General features: G+C 57.1%; 26 protein-coding genes. 18 read left to right on the forward strand and 8 right to left on the reverse strand.

Annotation, left to right across the window (positions count from 1 at the left end):
* The first annotated feature begins 61 nt into the window (after window positions 1-61).
* Window positions 62-1156, forward strand: a complete 1095-nt coding sequence (locus KO486_RS10425) for a hypothetical protein (RefSeq protein ID WP_216037161.1) — start codon at window positions 62-64, stop codon at window positions 1154-1156.
* Here the strand turns inward: KO486_RS10425 and KO486_RS10430 are convergent.
* Window positions 1153-2289 (reverse strand): deoxyguanosinetriphosphate triphosphohydrolase, encoded by a 1137-nt coding sequence (locus tag KO486_RS10430; RefSeq protein ID WP_216037564.1) that lies wholly within the window; start codon window positions 2287-2289, stop codon window positions 1153-1155. The genes KO486_RS10425 and KO486_RS10430 overlap by 4 nt on opposite strands.
* 97 nt (window positions 2290-2386) lie before the next feature.
* Here KO486_RS10430 and KO486_RS10435 point away from each other — a divergent pair, with 97 nt between their 5' ends.
* Both KO486_RS10435 and xth read left to right on the forward strand, forming a co-directional pair.
* The gene (locus tag KO486_RS10435) at window positions 2387-2713 is read left to right on the forward strand and encodes an iron-sulfur cluster assembly accessory protein (protein WP_216037162.1); all 327 of its coding nucleotides are present in this window, start codon (window positions 2387-2389) and stop codon (window positions 2711-2713) included.
* A 55-nt stretch (window positions 2714-2768) separates the two neighbouring features.
* Entirely contained in the window at window positions 2769-3569 is an 801-nt protein-coding gene (xth, locus tag KO486_RS10440; RefSeq protein WP_216037163.1) for an exodeoxyribonuclease III, read from the forward strand.
* Between the two features lie 31 nt (window positions 3570-3600).
* On the opposite strand, the gene KO486_RS10445 is transcribed toward xth, so the two are convergent.
* Together KO486_RS10445 and dksA are read right to left on the reverse strand one after the other, a co-directional pair.
* On the reverse strand, window positions 3601-4758 hold the full coding sequence (locus KO486_RS10445; RefSeq protein ID WP_216037164.1) for an FAD-dependent monooxygenase: 1158 nt from the start codon (window positions 4756-4758) through the stop codon (window positions 3601-3603).
* A 7-nt stretch (window positions 4759-4765) separates the two neighbouring features.
* On the reverse strand, window positions 4766-5188 hold the full coding sequence (gene dksA, locus KO486_RS10450; protein WP_216037165.1) for an RNA polymerase-binding protein DksA: 423 nt from the start codon (window positions 5186-5188) through the stop codon (window positions 4766-4768).
* 192 nt (window positions 5189-5380) lie between these two features.
* Between dksA and KO486_RS10455 the strand changes: the two genes are divergently transcribed.
* The 9 genes from KO486_RS10455 (at window position 5381) to KO486_RS10495 (ending at window position 12268) form a co-directional block, all read left to right on the forward strand.
* Window positions 5381-6220 carry a MoxR family ATPase gene (locus KO486_RS10455; protein ID WP_216037166.1) on the forward strand — a complete coding sequence of 280 codons (840 nt, stop codon included), beginning with the start codon at window positions 5381-5383 and terminating at the stop codon, window positions 6218-6220.
* A gap of 278 nt (window positions 6221-6498) precedes the next feature.
* Window positions 6499-6678 (forward strand): hypothetical protein, encoded by a 180-nt coding sequence (locus KO486_RS10460; protein WP_216037167.1) that lies wholly within the window; start codon window positions 6499-6501, stop codon window positions 6676-6678.
* Window positions 6675-8048: a DUF2927 domain-containing protein gene (locus KO486_RS10465; RefSeq protein ID WP_216037168.1), complete on the forward strand. Its 1374-nt coding sequence runs from the start codon at window positions 6675-6677 to the stop codon at window positions 8046-8048. The genes KO486_RS10460 and KO486_RS10465 overlap by 4 nt, the downstream gene beginning before the upstream one ends.
* 3 nt (window positions 8049-8051) lie before the next feature.
* On the forward strand, window positions 8052-8222 hold the full coding sequence (locus KO486_RS10470; protein WP_216037169.1) for a hypothetical protein: 171 nt from the start codon (window positions 8052-8054) through the stop codon (window positions 8220-8222).
* Window positions 8222-9406, forward strand: a complete 1185-nt coding sequence (locus tag KO486_RS10475; protein WP_216037170.1) for a VWA domain-containing protein — start codon at window positions 8222-8224, stop codon at window positions 9404-9406. Before KO486_RS10470 ends, KO486_RS10475 begins: the two co-directional genes overlap by 1 nt.
* Entirely contained in the window at window positions 9403-9768 is a 366-nt protein-coding gene (locus tag KO486_RS10480; protein WP_216037171.1) for a hypothetical protein, read from the forward strand. The genes KO486_RS10475 and KO486_RS10480 overlap by 4 nt, the downstream gene beginning before the upstream one ends.
* Before the next feature lie 6 nt (window positions 9769-9774).
* Window positions 9775-10383 carry a VTT domain-containing protein gene (locus KO486_RS10485; protein ID WP_216037172.1) on the forward strand — a complete coding sequence of 203 codons (609 nt, stop codon included), beginning with the start codon at window positions 9775-9777 and terminating at the stop codon, window positions 10381-10383.
* A gap of 31 nt (window positions 10384-10414) precedes the next feature.
* Window positions 10415-11560, forward strand: coding sequence for a Xaa-Pro peptidase family protein (locus tag KO486_RS10490; protein WP_216037173.1), 1146 nt, complete (start codon window positions 10415-10417; stop codon window positions 11558-11560).
* A 24-nt stretch (window positions 11561-11584) separates the two neighbouring features.
* Window positions 11585-12268, forward strand: a complete 684-nt coding sequence (locus KO486_RS10495; protein WP_216037174.1) for a M48 family metallopeptidase — start codon at window positions 11585-11587, stop codon at window positions 12266-12268.
* Here the strand turns inward: KO486_RS10495 and KO486_RS10500 are convergent.
* Genes KO486_RS10500 through KO486_RS10510 form a run of 3 tightly spaced genes read right to left on the reverse strand, consistent with a single transcriptional unit; the run spans window position 12265 to window position 14671 of the window.
* Complete coding sequence (locus KO486_RS10500) at window positions 12265-12807, reverse strand: RSP_2648 family PIN domain-containing protein (protein ID WP_216037175.1); 543 nt, start codon at window positions 12805-12807, stop codon at window positions 12265-12267. The genes KO486_RS10495 and KO486_RS10500 overlap by 4 nt on opposite strands.
* Window positions 12804-14000, reverse strand: a complete 1197-nt coding sequence (locus KO486_RS10505; RefSeq protein ID WP_216037176.1) for an RSP_2647 family RNA methyltransferase — start codon at window positions 13998-14000, stop codon at window positions 12804-12806. Before KO486_RS10505 ends, KO486_RS10500 begins: the two co-directional genes overlap by 4 nt.
* A gap of 41 nt (window positions 14001-14041) precedes the next feature.
* Entirely contained in the window at window positions 14042-14671 is a 630-nt protein-coding gene (locus KO486_RS10510; protein WP_216037177.1) for a DUF6778 family protein, read from the reverse strand.
* Between the two features lie 255 nt (window positions 14672-14926).
* Here KO486_RS10510 and edd point away from each other — a divergent pair, with 255 nt between their 5' ends.
* Window positions 14927-16729 carry a phosphogluconate dehydratase gene (edd, locus tag KO486_RS10515; protein ID WP_216037178.1) on the forward strand — a complete coding sequence of 601 codons (1803 nt, stop codon included), beginning with the start codon at window positions 14927-14929 and terminating at the stop codon, window positions 16727-16729.
* 86 nt (window positions 16730-16815) lie between these two features.
* Window positions 16816-17457: a bifunctional 4-hydroxy-2-oxoglutarate aldolase/2-dehydro-3-deoxy-phosphogluconate aldolase gene (gene eda, locus KO486_RS10520; RefSeq protein ID WP_216037179.1), complete on the forward strand. Its 642-nt coding sequence runs from the start codon at window positions 16816-16818 to the stop codon at window positions 17455-17457.
* Between the two features lie 22 nt (window positions 17458-17479).
* On the opposite strand, the gene KO486_RS10525 is transcribed toward eda, so the two are convergent.
* Window positions 17480-17746 (reverse strand): hypothetical protein, encoded by a 267-nt coding sequence (locus KO486_RS10525; protein ID WP_216037180.1) that lies wholly within the window; start codon window positions 17744-17746, stop codon window positions 17480-17482.
* On the reverse strand, window positions 17733-20507 hold the full coding sequence (locus KO486_RS10530) for a glutamine-synthetase adenylyltransferase (protein ID WP_216037181.1): 2775 nt from the start codon (window positions 20505-20507) through the stop codon (window positions 17733-17735). Before KO486_RS10530 ends, KO486_RS10525 begins: the two co-directional genes overlap by 14 nt.
* Window positions 20508-20570: 63 nt before the next feature.
* On the opposite strand from KO486_RS10530, the gene KO486_RS10535 reads away from it, so the two are divergent.
* The 4 genes from KO486_RS10535 (at window position 20571) to KO486_RS10550 (ending at window position 22772) form a co-directional block, all read left to right on the forward strand.
* Window positions 20571-21041: a YbaK/EbsC family protein gene (locus KO486_RS10535; RefSeq protein ID WP_216037182.1), complete on the forward strand. Its 471-nt coding sequence runs from the start codon at window positions 20571-20573 to the stop codon at window positions 21039-21041.
* Complete coding sequence (locus KO486_RS10540) at window positions 21038-21436, forward strand: transglycosylase domain-containing protein (protein WP_216037183.1); 399 nt, start codon at window positions 21038-21040, stop codon at window positions 21434-21436. The genes KO486_RS10535 and KO486_RS10540 overlap by 4 nt, the downstream gene beginning before the upstream one ends.
* Window positions 21437-21809: 373 nt before the next feature.
* A complete protein-coding gene (locus KO486_RS10545) occupies window positions 21810-22280 on the forward strand; it encodes a DUF2852 domain-containing protein (protein ID WP_216037184.1) in 471 nt (156 codons plus the stop codon).
* Window positions 22281-22337: 57 nt separating this feature from the next.
* On the forward strand, window positions 22338-22772 hold the full coding sequence (locus KO486_RS10550; RefSeq protein WP_216037185.1) for a DUF2852 domain-containing protein: 435 nt from the start codon (window positions 22338-22340) through the stop codon (window positions 22770-22772).
* The last annotated feature ends 137 nt before the right edge of the window (window positions 22773-22909 follow it).

Consider the following 22909-nt stretch of genomic DNA (forward strand, 5'->3'; position numbering starts at 1 on the left):
GTGCTTCCTTTCTGGGAACTGTCCGTTTAGCACCATGGCAACAAACGTCAACGAGGCTTGCATGACCCGTATCTTGTTCTCTCTATCTTGTTTGGCAGCTCTTGGTGTTGCGCTCACCGCATTCGTCATCCGTTGGGAACTCGCATCCCCCGGTGCTTCGCTTTTTCTGACCCATGACGCACAGCCGGATGGATATCAGTACCTTGCCTTTGTACAGGTCCACAGATTGACGTGTTTTCTGGCTGTAATGCTTGTCGGAACTGCATTGTCATCTGCATCGCGTGACAAAGGCGCGCTCTTATCAGCCCTGTTTATGTGGTTGGGCCTTGTTCTTAGCGTCAGCCTTACCGTCTTGGTGATCTTACTCACATTACCGCCCATCGGACTGGAAACCGCTGAATCCCCCGGCGCAGGAGTGGGCTGGATCCTCTATCCGCCGCTCTATACACCCACGTCTTTATTGCTTCAGATGTTTCCCGGCCTCGACCCGTTCTTGCTCGGACATGTCGGGCAAATGATCGCCCTGCCCGCAAATGCCATGCTGTACCTCGGGGTCTACGCGATGGCGTCGACACTCCCAAAATTCCGGTTCATGAGCGTCGTTGGCCTCGTGACTGTCATTGCCGCCTTGCTGCTCACGACCCGCTCAATGCATATGATCACCGTGCCATATGCGTGGCTTTGGATTGCGGCCCTCGTGGTTCCATTTCTCGTTTGCGCCGCGCTGTCATTGATGGCCGAGCGCCGCCCTTGGCTGATTATTATGACCTTTGGCGTTGTCTTTATCACTGTAACGCCTGCCGCCCTCGCACAGACAACCGATGGTCTTGCGCTGAACGGCACCATGGCAATTATCGCCATTCAGTACCTGTTCCCCATGGGGCTTGCATGGTTTGCCCTCCCCGCGCTCCTGCTGTTTACGAGAGATGCCCCCCTTCAACGGTGGAAGGTCTGGGCCATTCCAACAACTATCGTCACATCACTCTGTATTTGGGTAATACCGCTGTTTCACTTGGGCAGGATCGGAATGCCGGCGCACTACGTTGACTACCCGAGCGCCTTCGCACCTCTCAACCTTGAGGTCTCAATCGGCGTAGCCGTTTTCGCAATGATTTATCTTACCGTCATCGCGGCGCTCCTGCGCCGCCGCGCCTAACCCATCAGGCGCTCATGGGTCTCAATCGCGAAACGGTCTGTCATGCCCGAAATGTAATCAGACACGATCCGTGCCAAAGCAGTTTCATCCGCCGCCGCCGCCACGTCTTTGCGCCATTGTTTTGGCAGATGCTCGGGCTGGGTCATGAAAAGCGGGAACAGGTCTTCGACAACTTGCGTCACGTCAGCCCGCATCTTCACCACGCTTGGTGCGCGATACATCTGTGTAAACAAGAACTTACGCACGACCTTAAGATCAGACCATAATTCAGGTGAAAACTGCACCATCATCCGGCCCGCGCCGCGAATATCTGCGCAGGTTTGCGGGCCAAGCTCGGCAAGGTTGGCACGACTGACGTTGATCACATCCTCAACCAACACCCCAAAGAAGCGCCGCAAGGCTTCGTGACGACGGCGGTATTTATCAAGGCTCGGGTACTTTGCATCCACTTCACGAAAACAGGCCCCGACGATGGGCAGGTGCAACAGATCATCCGTGCTGAACAATTCCGCCCGCAACCCGTCATGAATATCGTGGTGATTGTAGGCCACATCGTCCGCCAACGCCGCAACCTGTGCTTCGGCACTGGCATGGGTTTGCAGTTCCAGATTATGGCGTTCGTTATAATCGGCGAGCGCATAAGGCACCGGTTCGCCAACAGGCCCGTTGTGTTTGGCGATCCCCTCTAAGGTCTCCCACGTCAGGTTCAGCCCGTCCCACTCGGCATAATGCCTTTCAAGCGACGTCACGATGCGGATCGCCTGCGCATTGTGATCAAAGCCACCGTAAGGCTTCATCAGCTCGCCCAACGCATCCTCGCCTGTGTGGCCAAACGGCGTGTGCCCAAGGTCGTGGGCCAAAGCGACGGCCTCGGTCAGTTCTCCGTTCAGACCCAAAGTGCCTGCAATAGTGCGGGCAACCTGAGCAACTTCGATCGAATGGGTCAGACGGGTGCGAAAATAATCACCCTCATGTTCCACAAAAACTTGGGTTTTGTGCTTTAGCCGCCGAAATGCGGATGCATGAATGATCCGATCGCGATCCCTCTGAAACGGAGAGCGAAATTCACTTTCATCTTCAGGGTAAAGCCGCCCGCGCGTTTGCGCTGGACTGCAAGCGTAACTCGCCGTCATAATCTGTCCCAATCGTTGCGTCATGGACGACACTGCCTTGTCGCCTCTGCCTGCCCCACCTATATTGAAACCATCATCCAACCTAAAGGCCGCAATCATGCTGACTCTTCCCCCTAAAGTGACCTCGCGCGCCTTTGAGCGCCTGTCCGAGATCGGCGCGAATGCGGACGGCAAAGCCCTACGCATCGCAGTTGAGGGCGGCGGCTGTTCCGGCTTCCAATACGAGATCGATCTGGACACCCCCAAAGACGATGATCTGGTTCTCGAAGGCGCCGGTGAAAAAGTCATTATCGACAGTATTTCCCTTCCCTTCCTGACCGATGCGACCATCGATTTCACAGAAGAGTTGATCGGCGCACGCTTTGTCATCGAAAACCCCAACGCATCCAGCTCTTGTGGCTGTGGCGTCAGTTTCTCGATGTAGGTTGTGCCTTTGACGTGAGGCTGGCAAAACAGCGTCACAAACCGAGGGCTGCACCATGAAAATCGCGACATTTAATATCAACGGCGTCAAGGCGCGCATCGGCGCGCTGACTGAATGGCTAGAAGGGTCGCAGCCAGACGTTGCCCTTTTGCAAGAAATCAAATCCGTCGACGAAGGCTTCCCGCGCGAACACTTTGAAAACATGGGATATACTGTCGAAACCCACGGCCAAAAGGGTTTCAACGGGGTCGCGATCCTGTCCAAACTCCCGCTCGAAGACGTCACCCGTGGATTGCCCGGTGGTGAGGGTGCAGGCCGCGAAGGCGTTGACGACATCGAAGCCCGCTACATCGAGGCGACGGTCATCGGCGACAAAGCCATCCGCATCTGCGGCCTGTACTTGCCCAACGGCAATCCAGCACCGGGACCGAAATACGACTACAAACTGCGCTGGATGGAACGCCTCAAGACGCGAGCAGAAGAGCTCATGAAACTTGAAGAGCCTTTCCTAATGGCCGGAGATTACAACATAATTCCGCAGCCAGAAGACGCCAAACGCCCCGAGGCATGGACGGATGATGCCCTGTTTCGACCAGACAGTCGCGCAGCCTTTCGCCGCTTGCTGAACCTTGGGCTGACAGAAGCCTTCCGCGCGTGCCACAGCGGCGCCGGGCACTACTCGTTCTGGGACTACCAAGCGGGCGCGTGGGATCGCAATGACGGCATCCGCATTGACCACTTTTTGTTGTCAAATCAGTGTGCTGACCTACTCAATGACTGTTGGATCGAATCCGAAGTACGGGGCCGAGAAAAGCCCTCTGACCACGTTCCTGTCTGGGTCGATCTCGACGCATAGGATGGGACGGTGGGCGGGGCGCAAGCGCAGCTTAGCGACGATCCGTCGTCACATCACACCCATAAAGCCAGTCCATCCGGTTTAGAAATGCATTCGGCGCAGTTTTCCCGATTATTTTCAAGGCAGTATGTGAAAGACCTCGCCTAATTCCAGACAGGTGATAGTTCCGTGCATTGGCATTTGCAGCATCAATCGCACGGGAGACACGCGGCTTACGATCAGCCTGATACGTGGCAAGAGCACTGGCAATATCTGCCGCCTCATCACAGCATCGCGACAGAACAAACGCATCCTCGATCGCCATATTCGCGCCCTGCGCCAAAAACGGAAGTGTTGGATGCGCGGCATCCCCAAGGATTGCGACGGTGTCGTTGTGCCATTGCTCGGCCACGGGATGGCGGAACAACCCCCACAGATGCACCTCGTCGACTTTCGACAATATGCCTTTCAATTCCGGTGCGCCGTCCCGAAAAACGTGGCGCAAATTGCCTGCATCATCGGGGTGTGCCCAGCCTTCGGGTGCCCATTGTTGGCGTTCTAGCACCGCCACGATATTCAGCAGCCCGCCCTTCAGCGGATAGGTCACGACATGACGGTTTGGCGCCATCCAGATCCGCGCAACCGCGTCTGCATCTGGCGCATCCACCATGGCCCGCCACGCCACCTGCCCTGTAAAGAACGGCTCTTGTAGGCCATTCAACAGAGCGCGCGTTTGCGAATGAATGCCTTCTGCGCCCACGACCAGATCACCGTCAACCTCATCAACGGTGATCTTTGAACCCAGATGGATCACCACGCCCGCGTCGCGACAAGCATCCAGTAGCAACCCAATCAAACTGGCACGGTGGTAGAACCGATATGCGGGTCCGTCCAGAGATGTCAGATCAAACCGAGTGATCTGTCGTCCCGTTAGCCCATCCATCGGCAGCACAGCCTTGGATTTTATCGAAGCGGCCTCAACTGCGGCGCCGTCCAGCCCCAAGGCCTCAAACACGCGTGCGCCGTTGGGTGTGATCTGGATCCCTGCCCCGACTTCGCCAATCTCTGGCGCCTGTTCATGTACGTCCACCCGCGCCCCGCTGCGCGCAAAGGCCAGCGCGCAGGTCAGACCGCCAATGCCGCCCCCTACAATCGAAACATGGCGACCCCGATTGAGGCCGCCATGCTGGTGTGTCGATAATTCTGTCATTAAAGGATCAATCCGTCCGGTGGACCTTTTCGCGCCGCTCGTGGCGCTCTTGCGCCTCAAGGCTCATGGTCGCGATTGGACGGGCATCCAGACGTTTCAGGCTGATTGGCTCACCCGTAACGTCACAATAACCGAACTCGCCTTCGTCGATGCGGCGCAATGCACCATCGATTTTAGCAACCAGCTTGCGTTCGCGATCACGGGTCCGCAATTCCAACGCGCGATCGGTTTCTTCCGAAGCGCGATCTGCGACGTCGGGAATATTACGCGTGCCATCTTTCATAGATTCGATGGTGTCGCGGCTGTCTTCCATAATCTCGGAACGCCAGGTCAACAACTTGCGGCGGAAATATTCGAGCTGCTTATCGTTCATAAACGGCTCGTTTTCTGCTGGTTTATAATCGTCCGGCAGGAATGTTTCAGCTTTCATCTTGGCTCCCTTGGAGGTCGTCGATGTTGAGATATCTTGATCGTTTGACAATATATTGCCCTCTCTTCAAGCACCGTTTACTCCCTCACAGGCAGTGTGTCACCCCCTTGGCAATCAACTTTTCATGGGTTGAAGCCACCTGCTGAGATGTTACCGTGAACATTGCTGAAAATCAGGACAATTGAGCACCTTATGCGTTTTTCCGGAACCGAGACCTATGTTGCAACCGATGATCTAACGGTCGCTGTCAACGCCGCTGTGACACTAGAGCGCCCCCTTCTTGTCAAAGGGGAACCCGGAACCGGCAAAACCGAACTCGCGCGACAGGTGAGTGCGGCCCTTGGTCTGCCGATGATCGAATGGCACATCAAGTCCACCACCAAAGCCCAACAAGGCCTATACGAATATGATGCCGTTAGCCGTCTGCGCGACAGTCAGCTTGGCGACGACAAGGTCAACGACGTATCCAACTACATCAAAAAGGGCAAACTCTGGCAGGCATTCCAGACCGAAGGCCGTGTGGTGCTTTTGATTGATGAAATCGACAAAGCTGATATCGAATTCCCCAATGACCTGCTGCAAGAGCTCGACCGGATGGAATTCCACGTCTATGAGACCGGCGAAACCGTGACCGCCACCCAGCGCCCGATCATCATCATTACGTCCAACAACGAAAAAGAACTGCCAGACGCTTTCCTGCGCCGCTGTTTCTTTCACTACATCCAGTTTCCGGACATGGACACAATGCGCAAGATCGTCGAAGTCCACCACCCCGGCATCAAGGATGCTTTGCTGACGGCTGCGCTGACACAATTCTACGAAATTCGTGAACAACAGGGCCTCAAGAAAAAGCCCAGCACATCCGAAGTTCTGGATTGGCTGAAACTTTTGTTGGCCGAAGACCTGACGGCAGAAGACCTCAAGAAAGACGGTGCCTCTGCGTTGCCGAAATTGCATGGCGCCTTGCTGAAGAACGAACAGGACGTGCACCTATTTGAACGCCTCGCGTTTATGGTGCGCGGCCAGCGTTAAGGGCTCAAATTCTCCTCGAAAATATGCCGTCAGGCTTTCTGCGAAAGTCTGGCACCATATCTAGTGGTCACATCAAGAACACCCACTAACCTATTGAGTCTTTTGAATCACACACCGCCCCAATCTCGGCGCAACGCCCCGATTTTCGGTGAAAAGCCCCCCCTGTTTCCCCTTTAAATAAAGAGCCTGAGCATTTGGACGCGGAATTGCCCAATTTCGCCCCAACTCGGGCCTCAGTCCACTGGCAGGTTCCGGACTGAGCTAAAAGGAGAGCAGAGTTGACCAAGGCAAAAATGCCGGTCGCAAAGCATCGCACGTCACGGGCCGAAGATGCCCGGACGGGACAGGTGTGGACCGAAGAACTGACCTTACATAAGGCCAGCGCCGTTGCGTTGGACCCTGCTGGAATCGATCCCTTCGCGCTGTCTGGCCGTCTTTCAAGAGTGGGGATTGTATGAACCGTACATTCCGTCGCCTGATGGCGCTGTCGGTCATGTTCATGACCGCTTGTACCCCCGCCCCGCAATCACCAACGTTGCCCACCCGCACGATGGGTCTGCAAGACAGCTTACCGCCGATGCGATCCTTCGCAGGCAATACAGTTAACACGCCAACACGGTCTAACCGCGAAATCGGCAAAGATTTCATGGACCTCGCTTTTCAAATGGAAAGTGGCCGCCCAATTGCGCGCCTGACCCGTTTTGAGGCTCCAATTACGGTCCGCGTCACCGGACAAATCCCGCCAAGCCTGACACCGGATCTGCGCGCCCTTTTGGGTCGATTCCGCAATGAGGCTGGCATCGACATCTTTATGACCGGTGCGGCTGATGCCTCTATTACTGTTGAGGCAATTCCACGTGCCGTTTTGAACGCCGCAGTGCCACGTGCCGCCTGTTTTGTCGTGCCGCGCGTGTCATCTTGGGAAGAATTCAAATCCGTGCGCCGCACTCCAACCGTGGATTGGACCACGCTTGAACGTCGTGACCGCGCCGCTGTTTTCGTGCCATCCGATGTGGCCCCACAAGAAATCCGCGATTGCCTGCACGAAGAACTGGCGCAGGCTCTTGGTCCGCTTAATGATCTCTACCGTCTGTCGGATTCCGTTTTCAACGACGACAACATCCACGCCGTCCTGACCAGCTTTGATATGTTGATCCTGCGGGCCTATTATGACCCGGCCCTTTCTAATGGCATGACACGCGGTCAAGTCGCTGCACGTCTGAACGCTGTGCTCAGCCGCCAGAACCCCGCAGGTGACACCCGCCCCGCGCGACCGCAAAACGATACCACCCGCGATTGGATCGAAAACATCGAGACAGCCCTAACAGGCGGGTCTTCTGGCAACAATCGTCGCAACGCGGCCCTCCAAGCAGTGAGCCTTGCAGGGGCCCATAACTGGTCCGGCCCGCGCGATGGCTTTGCCCATTACGCCTTTGGCCGCCTGAATGTCGGCTATGACAGCGATATCGCCCTATCAGCCTTCAACGAATCCCTGCGCATCTACAACCGCTCCCCTGAAACACGTCTTCACGCAGCGCATGTTTCAGTACAGCTTGCCGCCTTTGCCCTTTCTACTGGGGACGGACAGGCCGTGTTGAACCTGACAGATAGTTCAATTCCGATCGCCCGCAGCCATGAAAACGCCGCCCTTCTGGCGACTTTGATGATGTTCAAGGCCGAAGCCCTCGAAATGCTGGGCCGTGCTCCAGAAGCACGCATTGTGCGCATGGACTCTCTGGGCTGGGCGCGTTACGGATTTGGCGCTGACGTGAATGTCCGCGCACGCCTGCGAGAAATCGCATCGCTTAATCCACTAAAAGGGACGTAACCCATGATTTATCCTCTCGGCGGTTTGTTTTTCGGAGCATTGCTGGGGGCCTATCGGGCAAAATCCAAGGGTGGGAAAGTGGCTGACATCGCGCAATGGGCCGCAGTCTTTGCTATGATCTTTGGCGTGATCGGCATGTTCATCGCGATCATCATCACCCGCAGCACTGTCTAATGTTTCTGCCCTTCTTCGATCAGCTTCGAAGAGGCGGTGTGCCAGTCTCCTTACGCGAATACCTGACATTTCTGGAAGGCATGGATGCGGGCATTGCGACCTATGACATCGAAGCCTTCTACTACCTCGCCCGCACTTGCATGGTGAAAGACGAGCGCAACATCGACAAGTTCGATCGCGCCTTTGCCGCTGCCTTTGAGGGGCTCGACGCCATTACCTCAGATCAAGTGATGGAAGCTGTCGACATCCCGCAAGAGTGGCTGGAAAAGATGGCTGAAAAGCATCTGAGCGCTGAAGAAAAGGCCGAAATCGAGGCTTTGGGCGGGTTCGACAAGCTGATGGAAACGCTCAAGCAGCGGCTGGAAGAACAAAAAGGCCGCCACCAAGGTGGCAACAAATGGGTCGGCACGGCTGGCACCTCGCCGTTCGGGGCTTACGGCTACAACCCCGAAGGCGTGCGCATCGGGCAAGACAAATCCCGCCACCAGCGTGCCGTCAAAGTCTGGGACAAACGCGAATTTCGTAACCTTGATGACACCGTTGAAATCGGAACCCGCAACATCAAAGTCGCCCTGAAACGCCTGCGCCGTTGGGCGCGCGACGGGGCGGCGGAAGAACTCGACCTCGACGGAACGATCCGCGCAACGGCGGAACACGGCTACTTGGACGTAAAAACAAGACCAGAACGGCGCAACGCTGTGAAGGTATTGTTGTTCTTGGATGTCGGAGGGTCGATGGATCCGCATATCAAACTGGTGGAAGAGCTGTTCAGCGCGGCCAAGTCCGAGTTCAAACACCTTGAACATTTCTATTTCCACAATTGCCTCTATGAGGGCGTTTGGCGGGACAATCGTCGTCGCTGGGATGCGCAAACCCCGACATGGGAAATCTTGCGCACCTACGGCCCTGACTACAAATGCATCTTTGTCGGTGACGCCAGCATGTCCCCTTACGAGGTCGCCTACCGTGGCGGGGCAAATGAACATTGGAATGAAGAAGCCGGACAGGTCTGGCTGGAACGCGCACGGGAACAATGGTCTAATAATCTTTGGCTTAACCCCCTGCCCGAACGCTATTGGCAATACACCCAATCCGTACAGATGATCCGAGAGATTTTTGGCGCAGACAGAATGGTCCCGATGACCCTGCAGGGGATCGAGCGCGGCATGAAGGTGCTCACATGATCAAACATCTTTGGCATACGCACCGTTTGGCCCTGCTCGCTTTTGCGGTTGCTGTAACGGCACTGGGATACTTTGGCGTCAAGACAGTGTCCTCGGCGATTTACTGGAACGATCCCGCCCACCAGAACCAGCAGCTCGCGGGGTGGATGACACCGCGTTATGTGGCGCAGTCTTACCATCTCCCCCGTGAATACATGGTCGAAGCGCTGTTCATTGATCCTGACGCCCCGCCGCGCCGCATTTCTCTTGATGCAATCGCAAACGCAAATGGCGTGTCATTGGCGGATTTGCAGGCGCGCGTGGATGCGGCAGCAGCTCAACATGACGCCGACCGCGCCGCACGCGCCCCTGCGGGGAATTAATCGCCCATGAGTGACTTTCTCCTGACACTGGTGGCGACCTACGGCACCACAATCGTTCTGATCGCGACATTCCTAAGCTGTCTGGCCATCCCGATCCCTACATCGCTATTGATGCTGGCTTCGGGCGGGTTTGCTGCAACGGGTGATCTCAGCCTTGTGACCGTTGCGGGGGCGGCATTCGGGGGGGCTGTTGCGGGGGATAATTCCGGTTACTGGATTGCGCGGGGTTTTGGCCAACGGGCCCATGACTGGTTCCACAAGACGCCCAAACGTGCGTCGTTGATGACCAAAGCCAAAGATTTCTTGGACCGGCGCGGCAGCAGCTCTGTGTTCTTTTCCACATGGCTCGTGGCGCCGCTTGGACCATGGATGAATTACACCTGTGGAGTGACGAGGTTCAACTGGCCGCGCTTTGCGCTTTGGGCTTTTGTCGGAGAGATTTTCTGGGTCGGCATCTATGTCGGGCTTGGCTACGGCTTTGCAGACAACATTACTGCCGTTGCTGCCCTTCTGGGCAGTGCCAGCGGGTTCATCACGGCCCTTGTTGCGACACTTGCCCTCGGCTGGTGGTTGATGCGGGCCGCCAAGAAGAAACAGGCAAACGATACCGCTTGACCTTTGGGCCGGTGCTTTACAGGCTCGCCCTATGACACTCCATTTTGACACCGCCGAATATGCCGCCCGCCAAGCCATTGCCACCAAAGCGGTGCAAGACGCGGGCCTTGATGCTTTGCTTATGTTTGCACCCGAAAGTCACCTGTGGCTAACTGGTTATGACACCTTTGGCTTTGCGATGTTTCAGGCAATGGTTTTGACCGCACAGGGCGATATTCACCTGCTGACACGGATGCCCGACCTGCGCCAAGCCCGCTTCACGTCTACATTGGCAGACGATCACATCCACGTCTGGCCCGAGTACGAAGGCTGCGATCCGTCCAAAGACCTCGCTCGGCTATTGGCAGATCTTGGCGTCACCGGAGCAATCGGGTTTGAATCCGACACAGCCGGCCTGACGGATCGCAACGGCCAAGCCCTGCGCGCAACACTGCGCGACCTGCACGACCATTCTGACCTGATCCGCACTCTGCGGCGAGTCAAATCCCCCGCCGAAATCGCCTTGCACCGCCGCGCAGCGGCCCTCTCGGATGATGCGTTGGACGCAGGCTTGGCCGCCACCCATGCGGGCGCGTTTGAGGGGGATATTCTTGCGGCCATGCAGGGGGCTGTCTTTAAAGGGGGCGGCGATTATGCGGGCAACGAGTTTATCATCGGGTCCGGCGACGGAGCGTTGCTGTGCCGGTATTATTCAGGCCGCCGCCATCTGGACGCCCAAGACCAGCTGACGTTGGAATGGTCCGGCGCCTATGCCCGCTATCACGCCGCCATGATGCGCACTATTCTGACTGGCACGCCCACCGAGACCCACATCCGAATGCATGCAGCCGCCGCCGAGGCACTTACCGCCTGCGAGGCCGCTATAAAACCAAACGCGCCGATGGGTGATGTCTATGGGGCGCACGCAAAGGTGTTCGACGCCCACGGTCTATCCCATGCGCGGTTACAGGCCTGCGGTTATGGCATGGGCGCGGTCTACAATCCGATCTGGGTGGATTTCCCTATGTTTTACGAAGGAAACCCGCTTTTGATGCAGCAAGGCCAAGTCTTTTTCTTGCATATGATCCTGATGGACAGCGACGCTGGGGCAGCTATGACATTGGGCCATTCTGTGCTGGTCACAGAGACAGGCTGCGAAAGACTGTCCCGTCATCCTCTCGATCTGCTTGTCAGATAGGGGCAACGGCCCCATATCTATTCCATGCTCAAGTTTCTCCCCATTTTGTTCGCTATTGGCTACGGCATCGTCATGTACCGTCTATCGTCATGGCGTCTGGCCAAGGAGCTGGATGCGAAGTCGACCGAACTTGCAGACGCTAAATTGCGCGATCTCACGGCCGAAATGGCCAAAGTCGTCGACCTGCCCCGCATCAAGGTGAACATCTACGAAGTGGACCCCGTGAATGGGTTGGCCGCACCAGATGGGCGTATTTTCATCACCCGTGGATTCTACAAAAAATATCAGGAAGGCGCAGTCACCGCCGAAGAAATGGCCAGCGTCATCGCCCATGAGTTGGGCCACGTGGCCTTGGGCCATTCGCGCCGCCGGATGATCGATTTTTCTGGGCAGAACGCCCTGCGCACAGCGCTTGCGATGGTTCTGTCACGTTTTATCCCTGGTCTTGGCCCGATGATCGCCAATGCCGCGATGAGCATGTTGATGGCTCGGCTGTCCCGTTCTGATGAATACGAGGCCGATGCCTATGCAAGCGCGCTCCTGATCAAAACGGGGATCGGCACACAGGCGCAAAAGGATTTGTTTACCAAGCTGGAACACCTCACTGGGGCGCACGGAGCAAGCCAACCTGCTTGGCTGCTGAGCCACCCCAAAACCAATGAGCGTATCGCCGCGATTGAGGCCAATGAAATCAATTGGAACGCTTAAGCCGCCAGCAACTTTCCAAGTCGGGGCAAACGGGCTTTGCGCATCAGTTTACGCATTTCCCAATCTTCGCCTGACAAACGGCGCGCTTCGGCCAAGACAGCCTCACCGACACGTTGAACAGCATCGGGGTGATCCACCGCGAGACTGACCAAGAACCCGTCAGGGTCCACGCGATCCAACCCCTGTTCGGCAAGTTCCCCGCGCGGGAAATCTTTGGCATTCACGGTCATGATCGCGTCTGCTGAACAGCCAATAGCAGCCGCCAGAACGTGGATGTCATTTGGATCCGGCAGCCAAAGCCGCGCCTCGACCCCTTGTGGGATCTTAACCTCGGCACGCGGAAACCGCGCCTGAATTCCGGCTATTTCGCCCCGCGCTATGGTTTCGCCCTCGGGGCCGATTTTGCGGGCTGCGCGCGCCCATTCTTCCAAAATGCGCGGCGACCAGCGCGGGTCAAACAGACCCTCGCCGGCAACGCCTAAAACGACCTCCCGCATGACGGTCGGGTATAGAACACAGGCGTCGATCAGAACTCTCATAGACGGAAGGCAAGCGCCTTTAGATACCCGCTTTCGGCCAATTGCGGCAGCAGCGGATGATCCGGCCCCGCCTGCCCCGTGTAAACCAGTTGCGAGCGACGCCCACCACGGCCAATGCCACGGGCCGACGCATCACGGAACCGTTTCAGGTCTGCGGCATGAGAACAGGAACACAGCACAAGATAGCCGCCTTCTTTGACCAAAGGGGCCGCCAGTCGCGCAACGCGCTCATAGGCTCGCAGGCCCTTTTCAGCGGTGGGTTTGCTCGGTGCGAAGGCTGGCGGATCACAGACGACAACATCAAAGGTCTCGCCGTCTTTGCCCAAGGCTTCGAGCACATCAAAGGCATCGCCCTTACGCGTTTCGAACTTGTCAGCAACGCCAGACGCCGCAGCCCCCGCCTCTGCCAGTTCCAATGCCGCAGCAGACCCATCAACCGCAATGCCGGACGTCGCGCCATTTGCCAAAGCGGCCAATGAGAAACCACCAACATGGCTGAAGACATCCAGAATACTACCACCCTTGGCCAGTTGCGCCGCAAATGCGTGGTTGGGGCGTTGATCAAAGAACAATCCCGTTTTCTGGCCACCCATGACATCTGCCATATAGGTCGCGCCATTCATCTGTACGGGCACGGGGCCAGTAGGTTCATCGCCATGTACGACGACCATCTCTTCTTCTAGCCCTTCAAGGCTGCGCGCGCGGCCTGTGCCGTTCTTGATAACGGTGCTGACCCCCGTCACCGCAACCAAAGCCGCAACAAGAGGCTCGATCATCCGTTCTGCATAAGCCGCGTTCGGCTGGATCACGGCCACATCGCCGAAGCGGTCGATGATAACACCCGGCAACCCGTCTGCTTCGGCGTGCACCAAACGGTAGAACGGCGCATCATAAAGCGCATCTCGGTGCTGAAGCGCACGGGTCAACTTGGCGGCGAACCATGCTTCGTCAATCTCGGCCTCTGGATCGAAATCCAACATACGCACGGCGATTTTTGATTTCGGGTTGATCGTACCAAGCCCGAGAGGGCGGCGATCTGCGTCTTCCAAAACGACCAAGCCACCGTGGTCCAGGCCCTTGGTGCGGCGGTCCATAACCAACTCATTGGCAAAGACCCACGGGAACCCGTGGCGAATGACTTGCGGTTTTGCTTTGGGAAGCAGGCGAACAATAGGTAAAGGGAGCTGTTTCATAACAGCCCCCTTACCGTGTTCATCTTAACTTGGAAAGCGGATCAGCTACCAGCCAGTGTGGTTTGTCCCTGTCCGGTCATTCCTGTCATGTTTTGATAGAACAAGCTGGACAGGTGACGAATGATACGCACCTTCTGAGTTTCACCTGAGTTGTCCGCAGCCAGCGCCGCGTAGCCACCAAGGCCCGGAAGGTCACCGTTGATGCGGCGTGTAGGTTCAAGAACCTCACCGGTTTCCGCGTCACGGATTGTCAGATCAAACTTGATCGAGTGGACGCCGCCAACAGAATAGCGTGTGCGTTCTGTCAAGGAATGGAACCGCACGAGTTCAACGTCAGCAATCACAGGTGTCGCCCCTGTCAGGCCAAGGCCCGCTGCACGAATGGAAGACTGGAACATCTCTGAGATCTGCTCGGATCGGTCGCCCAGCGGGTCACCGCGCCAAACGATGTCAGCGATCGGATAATAGGAATTGGCTTCGGACACGGTCATGTCAGCGGGAATAGCAAAACGAACCGCATGAAGGGAATAATCCCGCAAAACTTGCGGAGCCGCTTCAGCGGCAAGTCGAGGCGTTTCCAGCGGTGTGTTCCGGGAAACGACATCAGCAGTGGAACAGGCTGTCAGGGTGGCGGCGATGGCGCCGAATGCAACGATCTTAAGTAGTTTCATGTTATCCTCCAGAGCCCATTCTTTTCGAGGCCCAGTTGTTTGCCCCCACGAGGCAAGACCAATATGCCCACCGACTTGAGGCAGAAATGTGGTTAACTAAGGGTAATTGCGGGGAAGTTGGGTGTTTGAGGCATGGCACTTTCCGAAACCCACATGCGGCAAGAGCGGGATTGTTAGCGCTAACTTTTTGTGCTATGAGACCGCAACTTTCATAACGGGCCGACCACGTTAGCCCTCGCAATCTGGTAGGATTACATGGCACTTAACTCGACAATCCAGCGCGTGACTGACCGCATTATTGAACGCAGCGCACCCACGCGGACCGCATACCTTGCGCGCATGGCCGCTGCCGCCGCCGATGGTCCGCGCCGCGCGCATTTGACCTGCGGTAATCAAGCCCACGCCTACGCCCCCATGGGCGATGACAAGGCTGCATTGGTCGCGGAAAAGGCCCCAAACATCGGAATCATCACGGCATACAACGATATGCTGTCGGCCCACCAACCCTTTGAAACTTATCCTGAAAAAATCCGCGCCGCCGCCCGTTCTGCTGGCGGCACAGCACAAGTGGCGGGTGGTGTTCCATCAATGTGTGATGGCGTAACCCAAGGCCAGACAGGGATGGAACTGTCCCTGTTCTCGCGCGATGTTATCGCGCTCGCTGCGGGAATCGGTCTGTCCCACAACGTCTTTGATGCGGCCCTCTATTTGGGTGTCTGCGATAAGATCGTTCCGGGCCTTATCATGGCAGCAGCAACCTTTGGCTACATCCCGGGCATGTTTGTGCCTGCTGGCCCGATGACATCCGGCTTGCCCAACGACGAAAAAGCGAAAGTCCGTCAAGAATTTGCCAAAGGCAACATTGATCGCGCTGAACTGATGAAGGCCGAAATGGCCAGCTACCACGGTCCAGGCACCTGCACATTCTACGGCACCGCCAACACCAACCAGATGCTGATGGAATTCATGGGTCTCCACTTGCCCGGTGCATCTTTCGTAAATCCTGACACGGACCTGCGCGAAGAACTGACCGTTCAGGCGACCAAACGCGCACTGCAGATCACTGCGATGGGCAACGAGTATACCCCTGTTAGCGACATCCTCGACGAAAAGGCCTTTGTGAACGGCCTTGTCGGGCTGATGGCAACGGGCGGCTCCACCAACCTTGTGTTACATTTGCCGGCCATGGCGCGTGCGGCTGGCGTAATCCTCGACCTAGAAGATTTCTCAGACATCTCGTCCGTGACGCCGCTGATGGCCAAAGTCTATCCAAACGGGTTGGCGGACGTGAACCACTTCCACGCCGCAGGTGGCTTGCAGTTCATGATCTCCAGCCTGCTCGAAAACGGGTTGATGCATGAAGATGTGAAAACCGTCGCTGGCGCTGGCATGTCGCATTACACTCAAGAACCCGAACTCACCAAAGAAGGGTTCGGCTACCGCCCTGGCCCGACAGAAACCCACAACGACCGCATTTTGAAACCTGCCTCTGATCCTTTCGCGCCTCAGGGTGGTTTGGTCCAACTCAGCGGCAATATCGGGCGCGGTGTGATCAAGGTGTCGGCCGTGGCCCCTGAACGCCACATCATCGAAGCCCCTGTTCGGATCTTCCATGAACAGCACGACTGTAAGGCAGCGTTCCAAGCCGGCGAGTTGACCGAGGACACAATCGTTGTCGTGCGCTTCCAAGGGCCTAAATCGAACGGCATGCCGGAATTGCATTCCCTGACACCGACATTGGCTGTTCTGCAAGATCGCGGACTTAAGGTCGCGTTGGTCACTGATGGCCGTATGTCTGGCGCATCCGGTAAGGTTCCCGCCGCGATCCACGTCGCACCGGAAGCCGCCGATGGCGGCCCGATCGCCCTATTGCGTGACGGCGACATCCTGCGTCTGGATGCCACCAACGGCACGCTGGAATGCCTAACGGACCTGACAGGCCGCACCCCTGCGGTTGCTGACCTGACAGGCAACGGCACAGGCGTTGGTCGCGAATTGTTCGAAATGTTCCGCCAAACGGTTGGCCCTGCCACACACGGCGCGGGCGTGGTTCTTTAACGACCATTTCAATTTCTGTCGCAACCCGCTAAACGGAATGCGACATCTATCTTGTATACTAGTCTGCCCTGCAAAAGGAAATTGCTATGACACCCGAACACGCTTCTCAATTGGCCGCTGACATCTGCGCGCTTGCCCCTGTTGTCCCCGTTCTGGTGGTCAAAGACGCCAGCAAAGCAGGTGATCTGGCCCGTGCTTTGGTCGCTGGTGGCCTGCCTGCCCTTGAAGTCACATTGCGCACCGATGCCGCACTCGACGTAATCCGCGAAATGGCCAAGGTCGAAGGCGGCGTTGTTGGCGCTGGCACATTGCTGACAGAAGCAGACGTCATCGCAGCAAAAGACGCCGGTGCTACGTTTGGTGTGTCGCCAGGCGCGACGGATCGTTTGCTGGATGCATGCGAAGCCAACGATCTGCCATTGCTGCCGGGTGCTGCAAGCGCCACCGAAGCCATGCGTCTTTTGGAACGCGGCTACACAACACAAAAGTTCTTCCCTGCCGAAGCAGCGGGCGGCGCGCCCTTGCTTAAAGGGCTGTCCTCACCGCTGCCGCAGATCAAGTTCTGCCCAACGGGCGGCGTTAGCCTGTCCAACGCGCCGACATACCTTGCTCTGCCAAACACGGTTTGTGTTGGCGGCTCATGGGTTGCACCGTCTGACCTTGTTGAGGCTGGCGATTGGGACGCGATCGAGAAACTGGCCCGCGAAGCCGCCGCTCTGTCCCGCTAATTGATCATGCCGTGTGGCGGGCTTAGTCCGCCACGCGCGCCTGCCGACCACCGCGCCGTTTTGGCGTCGTTGGGGCGACCAAACCCTCATTCAGTGTCTTTGTCATCGGGTGATCCGCCGGTTCAGCCGCGTGGCGTTCCAGCAAGGCTTTGATCCCGTCATGAGGCGCCCCATGATAGCTGAGCGCCCAGTCGAGGAAAATTGACCGGCACTCAGGCGCAGAGATACCTTCAATCTTGAATGCCTCTTCCATAAGCCCTTTGGGGTCCAATGCGTCACCTTTTGCCATGTTCGTCCCCTACCAGTGTTGAAATCACGTCGGCTGCGTGCGTGCATGTGCTGTCCATCAAAGCGGCCAGCGCGTCAAGGTCGTCCGCCCCCGTTTCCCGCGCAAGGAACCGACAGCCCCCCTCGCCCAGTTTGTCGCCGTCCAGCCCCGTTCCCAGCAACAGCTGCGACGCGGCTTGGACCGTCCAACACAGCGTTGCAGCGTCACTCAGGGCTGCCGCTTGTCCTGCGTCCAACGCGCCGGACGCCACGCCATCCGCAATCTGATCCATTGTTGCACGGCTGGTCGCAGCAGACTGCAACGCAACCAATTGCCCAGCAAGTTCAACGTCTTGCAAACGCCCTGCGCCGATTTTGGCATCCCACGGCCCTTGTTGGGGTTTGGCGCTTGCGATGCGGCGGCGCATATCACCGACATCCGCAGCGATCGTTTCACCGCTCGATTTGGCCTGTAAAACCCGCAAGCGCACGGTATCCACGTCCGCGGCCAAGCTCTCATCCCCAGCGACAACCCGCGCGCGCGTCAACGCGAGGTGTTCCCACGTCCAAGCTTCGTTCAATTGATAGGACTCGAATCCAGAAAACGCAGTCGCGACGGGGCCCTGCCCACCAGATGGGCGCAACCGCATGTCGACCTCATAAAGCCGCCCTTCGGCCATGGGCGCGGTCGCGGCAGTCACCAAAGCTTGCGTCAAACGCGCATAGTAGGGTCGCGTTGCCAAGGGGCGTTTGCCGTCGGAATTTTCAACATCCAGCCCATCATAGATCATGATCAAATCCAGATCAGACGCCGCATGAAGCCGCCCCGCCCCAAGTGAGCCCATGCCAACAACCACAGCCCCCCGCCCCGGAGGATCGCCGTGCTTTGTCGCGAAGTGTTCAACCACGACGGGGTAAAGCTCACTTAGAACCGCGCTCGCTAGATCACAATATTGGCGTCCGGCCTGTTCCGCATCCACCAGCCCGCGCAGGTGATGCACCCCGATGCGAAAGTGCCATTCCTTTTGCCAGCGCCGCGCGGCGTCCAGTTTGGTCTCATAATCATCGGCGGAGGCCATCGCAGCCCGAATCAAGTCTCGCAGCACGCCTTCTTTAGGCCAATCAGAAAAGAAATCGCCGCCGATCACCGCGTCAAACACCGCCGAATTCCGCCCAAGATACTGCGCCAATGCAGGGGCCGTCGCTGCGATATCGACGATCAGTTTGGTCAGTTGGGGGTTGGCCTCGAACAGGGAAAACACCTGCACACCTGCGGGCAAGCCTTTCAGGAACTCATCAAAGGACAGCAAAGCCTCTTGCGGTTTTGCCGCGGCCCCAAGGGCCTGCAATATCTGTGGTTTGAGGCGTTCAAAGATCGTCACAGCCCGATCAGATCGCAGCGCAGGGTATGTCAGCCAACGCTCGGTAATCTCCGTGCCGAACTCCTCACTGTCTTCAGTCTCGCTTGGGGCAAAAAACCCCTCGGTGAGCGCGTGAACCTCTTCCAAGCGGCAGTGCAGGTCCGCGCGCAGAGCTTTATCTTCAACACCCATAAAGGCCGCCAAACGTGCAAATTCCTCATCACTTTTAGGAAGATCATGGGTCTGCGCGTCCCGTAGCATTTGTAGACGGTGTTCGACTTCTCGGTGCTGTCGATAATGACGGGTCAGGACCTCTGCTTCGTCTTCGGGAACCCATCCCGCCTTTGCCAAGGCTGCCAAAGCGGGCACAGTTTGACGGCTGCGCAGCGACGCATCCCGCCCCCCCGCAATCAATTGCCGTGTCTGGGCGAAAAATTCGATTTCACGGATGCCGCCCCGCCCGAGTTTCATATTGTGCCCCTGCAGGCTGATCTTACCGCCCAGTCCCTTATGTTCGCGAATGCGCAACCGCATGTCATGGGCATCTTGGATGGCGACGAAATCCAGATGTTTGCGCCACACAAATGGCGTGAGCGTCTTCAGGAATTTCTCACCGGCTTCAATGTCCCCCGACGCTGCCCGCGCTTTGATAAACGCGGCCCGTTCCCATGTGCGCCCGACGCTTTCATAGTACCGTTCAGCCGCTTCCATGGACAGGCACACAGGCGTCACGGACGGATCAGGCCGCAGGCGCAGGTCCGTGCGAAACACATAGCCGTCCCCAGTTAGATCACTCAGCATCGCGGACATTTTCCGCGTCACCCGCACAAAGGCAGACCGCGCGTCATAAAAATCATCGGGATCAAACCGCGTTTCATCAAACAGGCAGATAAGATCGATATCACTGGAATAGTTAAGTTCGAACGCGCCGCCCTTGCCCATGGCAATGCTCACCATTCCGGCGGCGGTATCTGCGTCATCCTCACCCTGTCCAGGCAACTTACCTCTTGCGATTTCCGCAGCCACCAAACGTTTTAGGGACACATCAACAGCGGCGTCCGCCAAAAGCGACAGCGCGCGTGTCACGTCTTCCAATGACCAAACCCCGCCGAGATCCGCCAATCCAGTCAGCAACGCAATCCGCCGTTTCGCCAATCGCAAACCGGATGAGATATCCGCCAATGACAAAGCCGCAACGGCCTTTAGTTCGGCCTCTAACGCTGCTTCCGGATCATCCAAAGCCTCGCGCAACCACCCGCCATCGCGTGACAACAAGCCGTTCAGATAGGGGCTGCACCCTGCCGCGCCACCAATCAGTTCGCGCACCTGTGGGCTGAAATCCCCAAAAGGTTCTAGCGCCTCAGCGGCTCGGTCAGTTTCAAACGGATGCGGGACCCGTGTAATTCGTTCTGCAAAATTCATTTTACGACTTTGGGCCTGCGTTAAGGGCTGGTCAACGGTTCAATCCGTTGCCACCCTACCGAGATGAGTAAAAGCCTGAAACGAGTCGCCCGCACCCTTACCGAAGCGGGCCTAGATATCACCCCGATGGAAATGTCCGATCAGACACGAACCGCCCAACAAGCGGCGGATGCTGCGGGCTGTCATATCGACCAAATCGCCAAATCCATCATCTTTCGCGGTGAAGAAAGCGGCGCCGCGATCCTGTTTATCACCGCTGGCGGCAACCAAGTGGACGCGGCCAAAGCCAGCGAACTTGCGGGGCAACCTTTAGGCAAAGCCGACGCGGCCTTGATCCGCGCGCAAACGGGCTTCGCCATCGGTGGGGTCGCCCCGATCGGCCACCTCAACCCGATCCGCGCCTTCTGGGATCCGCGCCTGTCGGACTTCGATGTGGTCTTCGCCGCCGCCGGAACCCCGCGCCATATCTTCCCGATTGCACCGGACACCCTGAAAAACCTGAGCCGCGCAGCATTGGCACAGTTCACCGCATGATCCGCTCGTTTGCCCTGCTCTTTACTCTCGCAGCCCCCGCACAGGCACAAGAACACGACCTGCCGGATGTCACCCATCTTCGCAATTCAGTCCTGTTTGATTTGACTGCCGTGCCGCCCCTGATTGTTCAACAGGCCATCGCCGCGTCTGAAGATCGTGACTTTTTCGAAACCTTTCCAGCGTTTTCACCGATTTCGCAGGCGGTTGTGCGCAATTTTCTGGTCTCCCCGCAACGAACACTAACCGCCAAAACGATCGAAATCAGATTAGCAGCCGACCTTGCCAATGAATTCACCCAAGAAGAGATCATGACGATGTACGCGGGACATATCTATCTGGGTGCAGGCTGTTACGGGTTTGCCGACGCGCTTGAGCATCGAATGGGCGCGTCGTAGGAACAGGCAACGCTAGCGCAGGTCTTGACCCTTGCGACGCTCTTGCGCGCACCGATGATGTTTGAATCTCATCCAGATCGCCTGCCCCCCAGATACAACTCTCTTGTCGTTCAAGGCGCCTTGATGGACTTCTGGGATTCGAAAACATCGCGAGCGTTGACTGGGGCTGGTCCAGCGGAAATCTTGCCTGACGGGCACTGCTCGATCGAGTAACCCCTTGCCGAGTTAAGTTTTTATGACTTAATAACAATAGCTTACCATGTAAATGTAAAAAACATTTACATTAAACCTTGCGGGAACCGTCCCGTAGCCCCATCTTGGTAATGTGAAAGGCATTCACATAAACTCAAACACCAAGAACGGAGCACCCGAAATGACCACCTCGTCCACACATATTGATTATAACGCCCCTTATACGCGGCCAGTGCGCGAGGGTAACTGGTTCCAAAGATCCGAACGCTGGCTTGATGAACGCGGCAAAGGCGCATGGATTGCCGCCATGGTTCTCGGCTTTATCTTCGTCTGGCCCGTCGGCCTCGCCCTTCTTGCCTATATGATCTGGAGTAAACGCATGTTTTCTGGAAACTGCGCCGCAAAGCGCCATCACCGCCACCAACGTCACCACGCCATGAGGTCTGCTATGTCCTCGTCAGGTAACGCAGCTTTTGATGCTTATAAGGCTGACACGCTGAACCGCCTCGAAGAAGAGCAAGCCAACTTTGAAGAGTTCCTCAAGCGTTTGCGTGACGCAAAAGACAAAGCCGAGTTCGACCAATTTATGGACGATCGTGCCACCCGCACCACGCAAGATGACGTCGAAGACGACGACGCCAAGCCTGCTTAAACCAACACGGGCGCCCCGATCAGGGGCGTCCACCACACATACAAAGGGACCGTTTAGATGACCATTTCCACCGATTTCGATTTTAGCACTAACCACGCGCATTCCGATCCGATGCCCGTCGCTGTCCAAGTTCTTTCAACCATCTTGTTCGCCGCTTTTGCGATCCCGGTTACAATCATAGCACTTAACGTATTCTGGCCCGCCGGTATCCTGATCGCCGTGATCCTTGCGTGGCGCGGTGGCTTTGCCCCGACAGGCCGCCCATCTCCCGCCCCGCGCGACATGGACGAGGCAATGAAATCATTGATGCCAACCACTGCACAACGCAGTAGCGGCAACGCGAGCTTTGACGCCTACCGACATGATATGATTGAGCGTTTGGAGATCGAGCAAGAAAAATTCGAAGGGTTCCTATCCCGCCTGCGCCATGCCAAAGACCAGTCCGAATTTGACACGTTCTTGGATCAACGCGCCGCAGCTCTCGACGACTAGCGCCCCTCTTCGATGCGCCCAATCCCCTGACGCATTGAAAGCAAAGGCTGGCGGTCCCTCAAACATGGACGTCCCATCCATGTTCCCCACGACCCGCCAGCCTTTGCCCCAATTCTGATCTATCCCAATTCACAAAC

Origin of the sequence: Octadecabacter sp. B2R22, assembly GCF_018861045.1 — a bacterium.
In the GTDB taxonomy this organism is placed as follows: domain Bacteria; phylum Pseudomonadota; class Alphaproteobacteria; order Rhodobacterales; family Rhodobacteraceae; genus Octadecabacter.

What these genes read in the sequence shown, in the direction of transcription:
- KO486_RS10480 (WP_216037171.1), top strand. Translation starts at nt 9,403, where the DNA reads ATGATCAAACATCTTTGGCATACGCACCGTTTGGCCCTGCTCGCTTTT.
- KO486_RS10490 (WP_216037173.1), top strand. Translation starts at nt 10,415, where the DNA reads ATGACACTCCATTTTGACACCGCCGAATATGCCGCCCGCCAAGCCATT.
- edd (WP_216037178.1), top strand. Translation starts at nt 14,927, where the DNA reads ATGGCACTTAACTCGACAATCCAGCGCGTGACTGACCGCATTATTGAA.
- KO486_RS10510 (WP_216037177.1), bottom strand. Translation starts at nt 14,671, where the DNA reads ATGAAACTACTTAAGATCGTTGCATTCGGCGCCATCGCCGCCACCCTG.
- KO486_RS10475 (WP_216037170.1), top strand. Translation starts at nt 8,222, where the DNA reads ATGTTTCTGCCCTTCTTCGATCAGCTTCGAAGAGGCGGTGTGCCAGTC.
- xth (WP_216037163.1), top strand. Translation starts at nt 2,769, where the DNA reads ATGAAAATCGCGACATTTAATATCAACGGCGTCAAGGCGCGCATCGGC.
- KO486_RS10445 (WP_216037164.1), bottom strand. Translation starts at nt 4,758, where the DNA reads ATGACAGAATTATCGACACACCAGCATGGCGGCCTCAATCGGGGTCGC.
- KO486_RS10525 (WP_216037180.1), bottom strand. Translation starts at nt 17,746, where the DNA reads ATGGCAAAAGGTGACGCATTGGACCCCAAAGGGCTTATGGAAGAGGCA.
- KO486_RS10485 (WP_216037172.1), top strand. Translation starts at nt 9,775, where the DNA reads ATGAGTGACTTTCTCCTGACACTGGTGGCGACCTACGGCACCACAATC.
- KO486_RS10465 (WP_216037168.1), top strand. Translation starts at nt 6,675, where the DNA reads ATGAACCGTACATTCCGTCGCCTGATGGCGCTGTCGGTCATGTTCATG.
- KO486_RS10470 (WP_216037169.1), top strand. Translation starts at nt 8,052, where the DNA reads ATGATTTATCCTCTCGGCGGTTTGTTTTTCGGAGCATTGCTGGGGGCC.
- KO486_RS10530 (WP_216037181.1), bottom strand. Translation starts at nt 20,507, where the DNA reads ATGAATTTTGCAGAACGAATTACACGGGTCCCGCATCCGTTTGAAACT.
- KO486_RS10430 (WP_216037564.1), bottom strand. Translation starts at nt 2,289, where the DNA reads ATGACGGCGAGTTACGCTTGCAGTCCAGCGCAAACGCGCGGGCGGCTT.
- KO486_RS10500 (WP_216037175.1), bottom strand. Translation starts at nt 12,807, where the DNA reads ATGAGAGTTCTGATCGACGCCTGTGTTCTATACCCGACCGTCATGCGG.
- KO486_RS10495 (WP_216037174.1), top strand. Translation starts at nt 11,585, where the DNA reads ATGCTCAAGTTTCTCCCCATTTTGTTCGCTATTGGCTACGGCATCGTC.
- KO486_RS10550 (WP_216037185.1), top strand. Translation starts at nt 22,338, where the DNA reads ATGACCATTTCCACCGATTTCGATTTTAGCACTAACCACGCGCATTCC.
- eda (WP_216037179.1), top strand. Translation starts at nt 16,816, where the DNA reads ATGACACCCGAACACGCTTCTCAATTGGCCGCTGACATCTGCGCGCTT.
- KO486_RS10425 (WP_216037161.1), top strand. Translation starts at nt 62, where the DNA reads ATGACCCGTATCTTGTTCTCTCTATCTTGTTTGGCAGCTCTTGGTGTT.
- dksA (WP_216037165.1), bottom strand. Translation starts at nt 5,188, where the DNA reads ATGAAAGCTGAAACATTCCTGCCGGACGATTATAAACCAGCAGAAAAC.
- KO486_RS10505 (WP_216037176.1), bottom strand. Translation starts at nt 14,000, where the DNA reads ATGAAACAGCTCCCTTTACCTATTGTTCGCCTGCTTCCCAAAGCAAAA.
- KO486_RS10455 (WP_216037166.1), top strand. Translation starts at nt 5,381, where the DNA reads ATGCGTTTTTCCGGAACCGAGACCTATGTTGCAACCGATGATCTAACG.
- KO486_RS10540 (WP_216037183.1), top strand. Translation starts at nt 21,038, where the DNA reads ATGATCCGCTCGTTTGCCCTGCTCTTTACTCTCGCAGCCCCCGCACAG.
- KO486_RS10435 (WP_216037162.1), top strand. Translation starts at nt 2,387, where the DNA reads ATGCTGACTCTTCCCCCTAAAGTGACCTCGCGCGCCTTTGAGCGCCTG.
- KO486_RS10545 (WP_216037184.1), top strand. Translation starts at nt 21,810, where the DNA reads ATGACCACCTCGTCCACACATATTGATTATAACGCCCCTTATACGCGG.
- KO486_RS10535 (WP_216037182.1), top strand. Translation starts at nt 20,571, where the DNA reads ATGAGTAAAAGCCTGAAACGAGTCGCCCGCACCCTTACCGAAGCGGGC.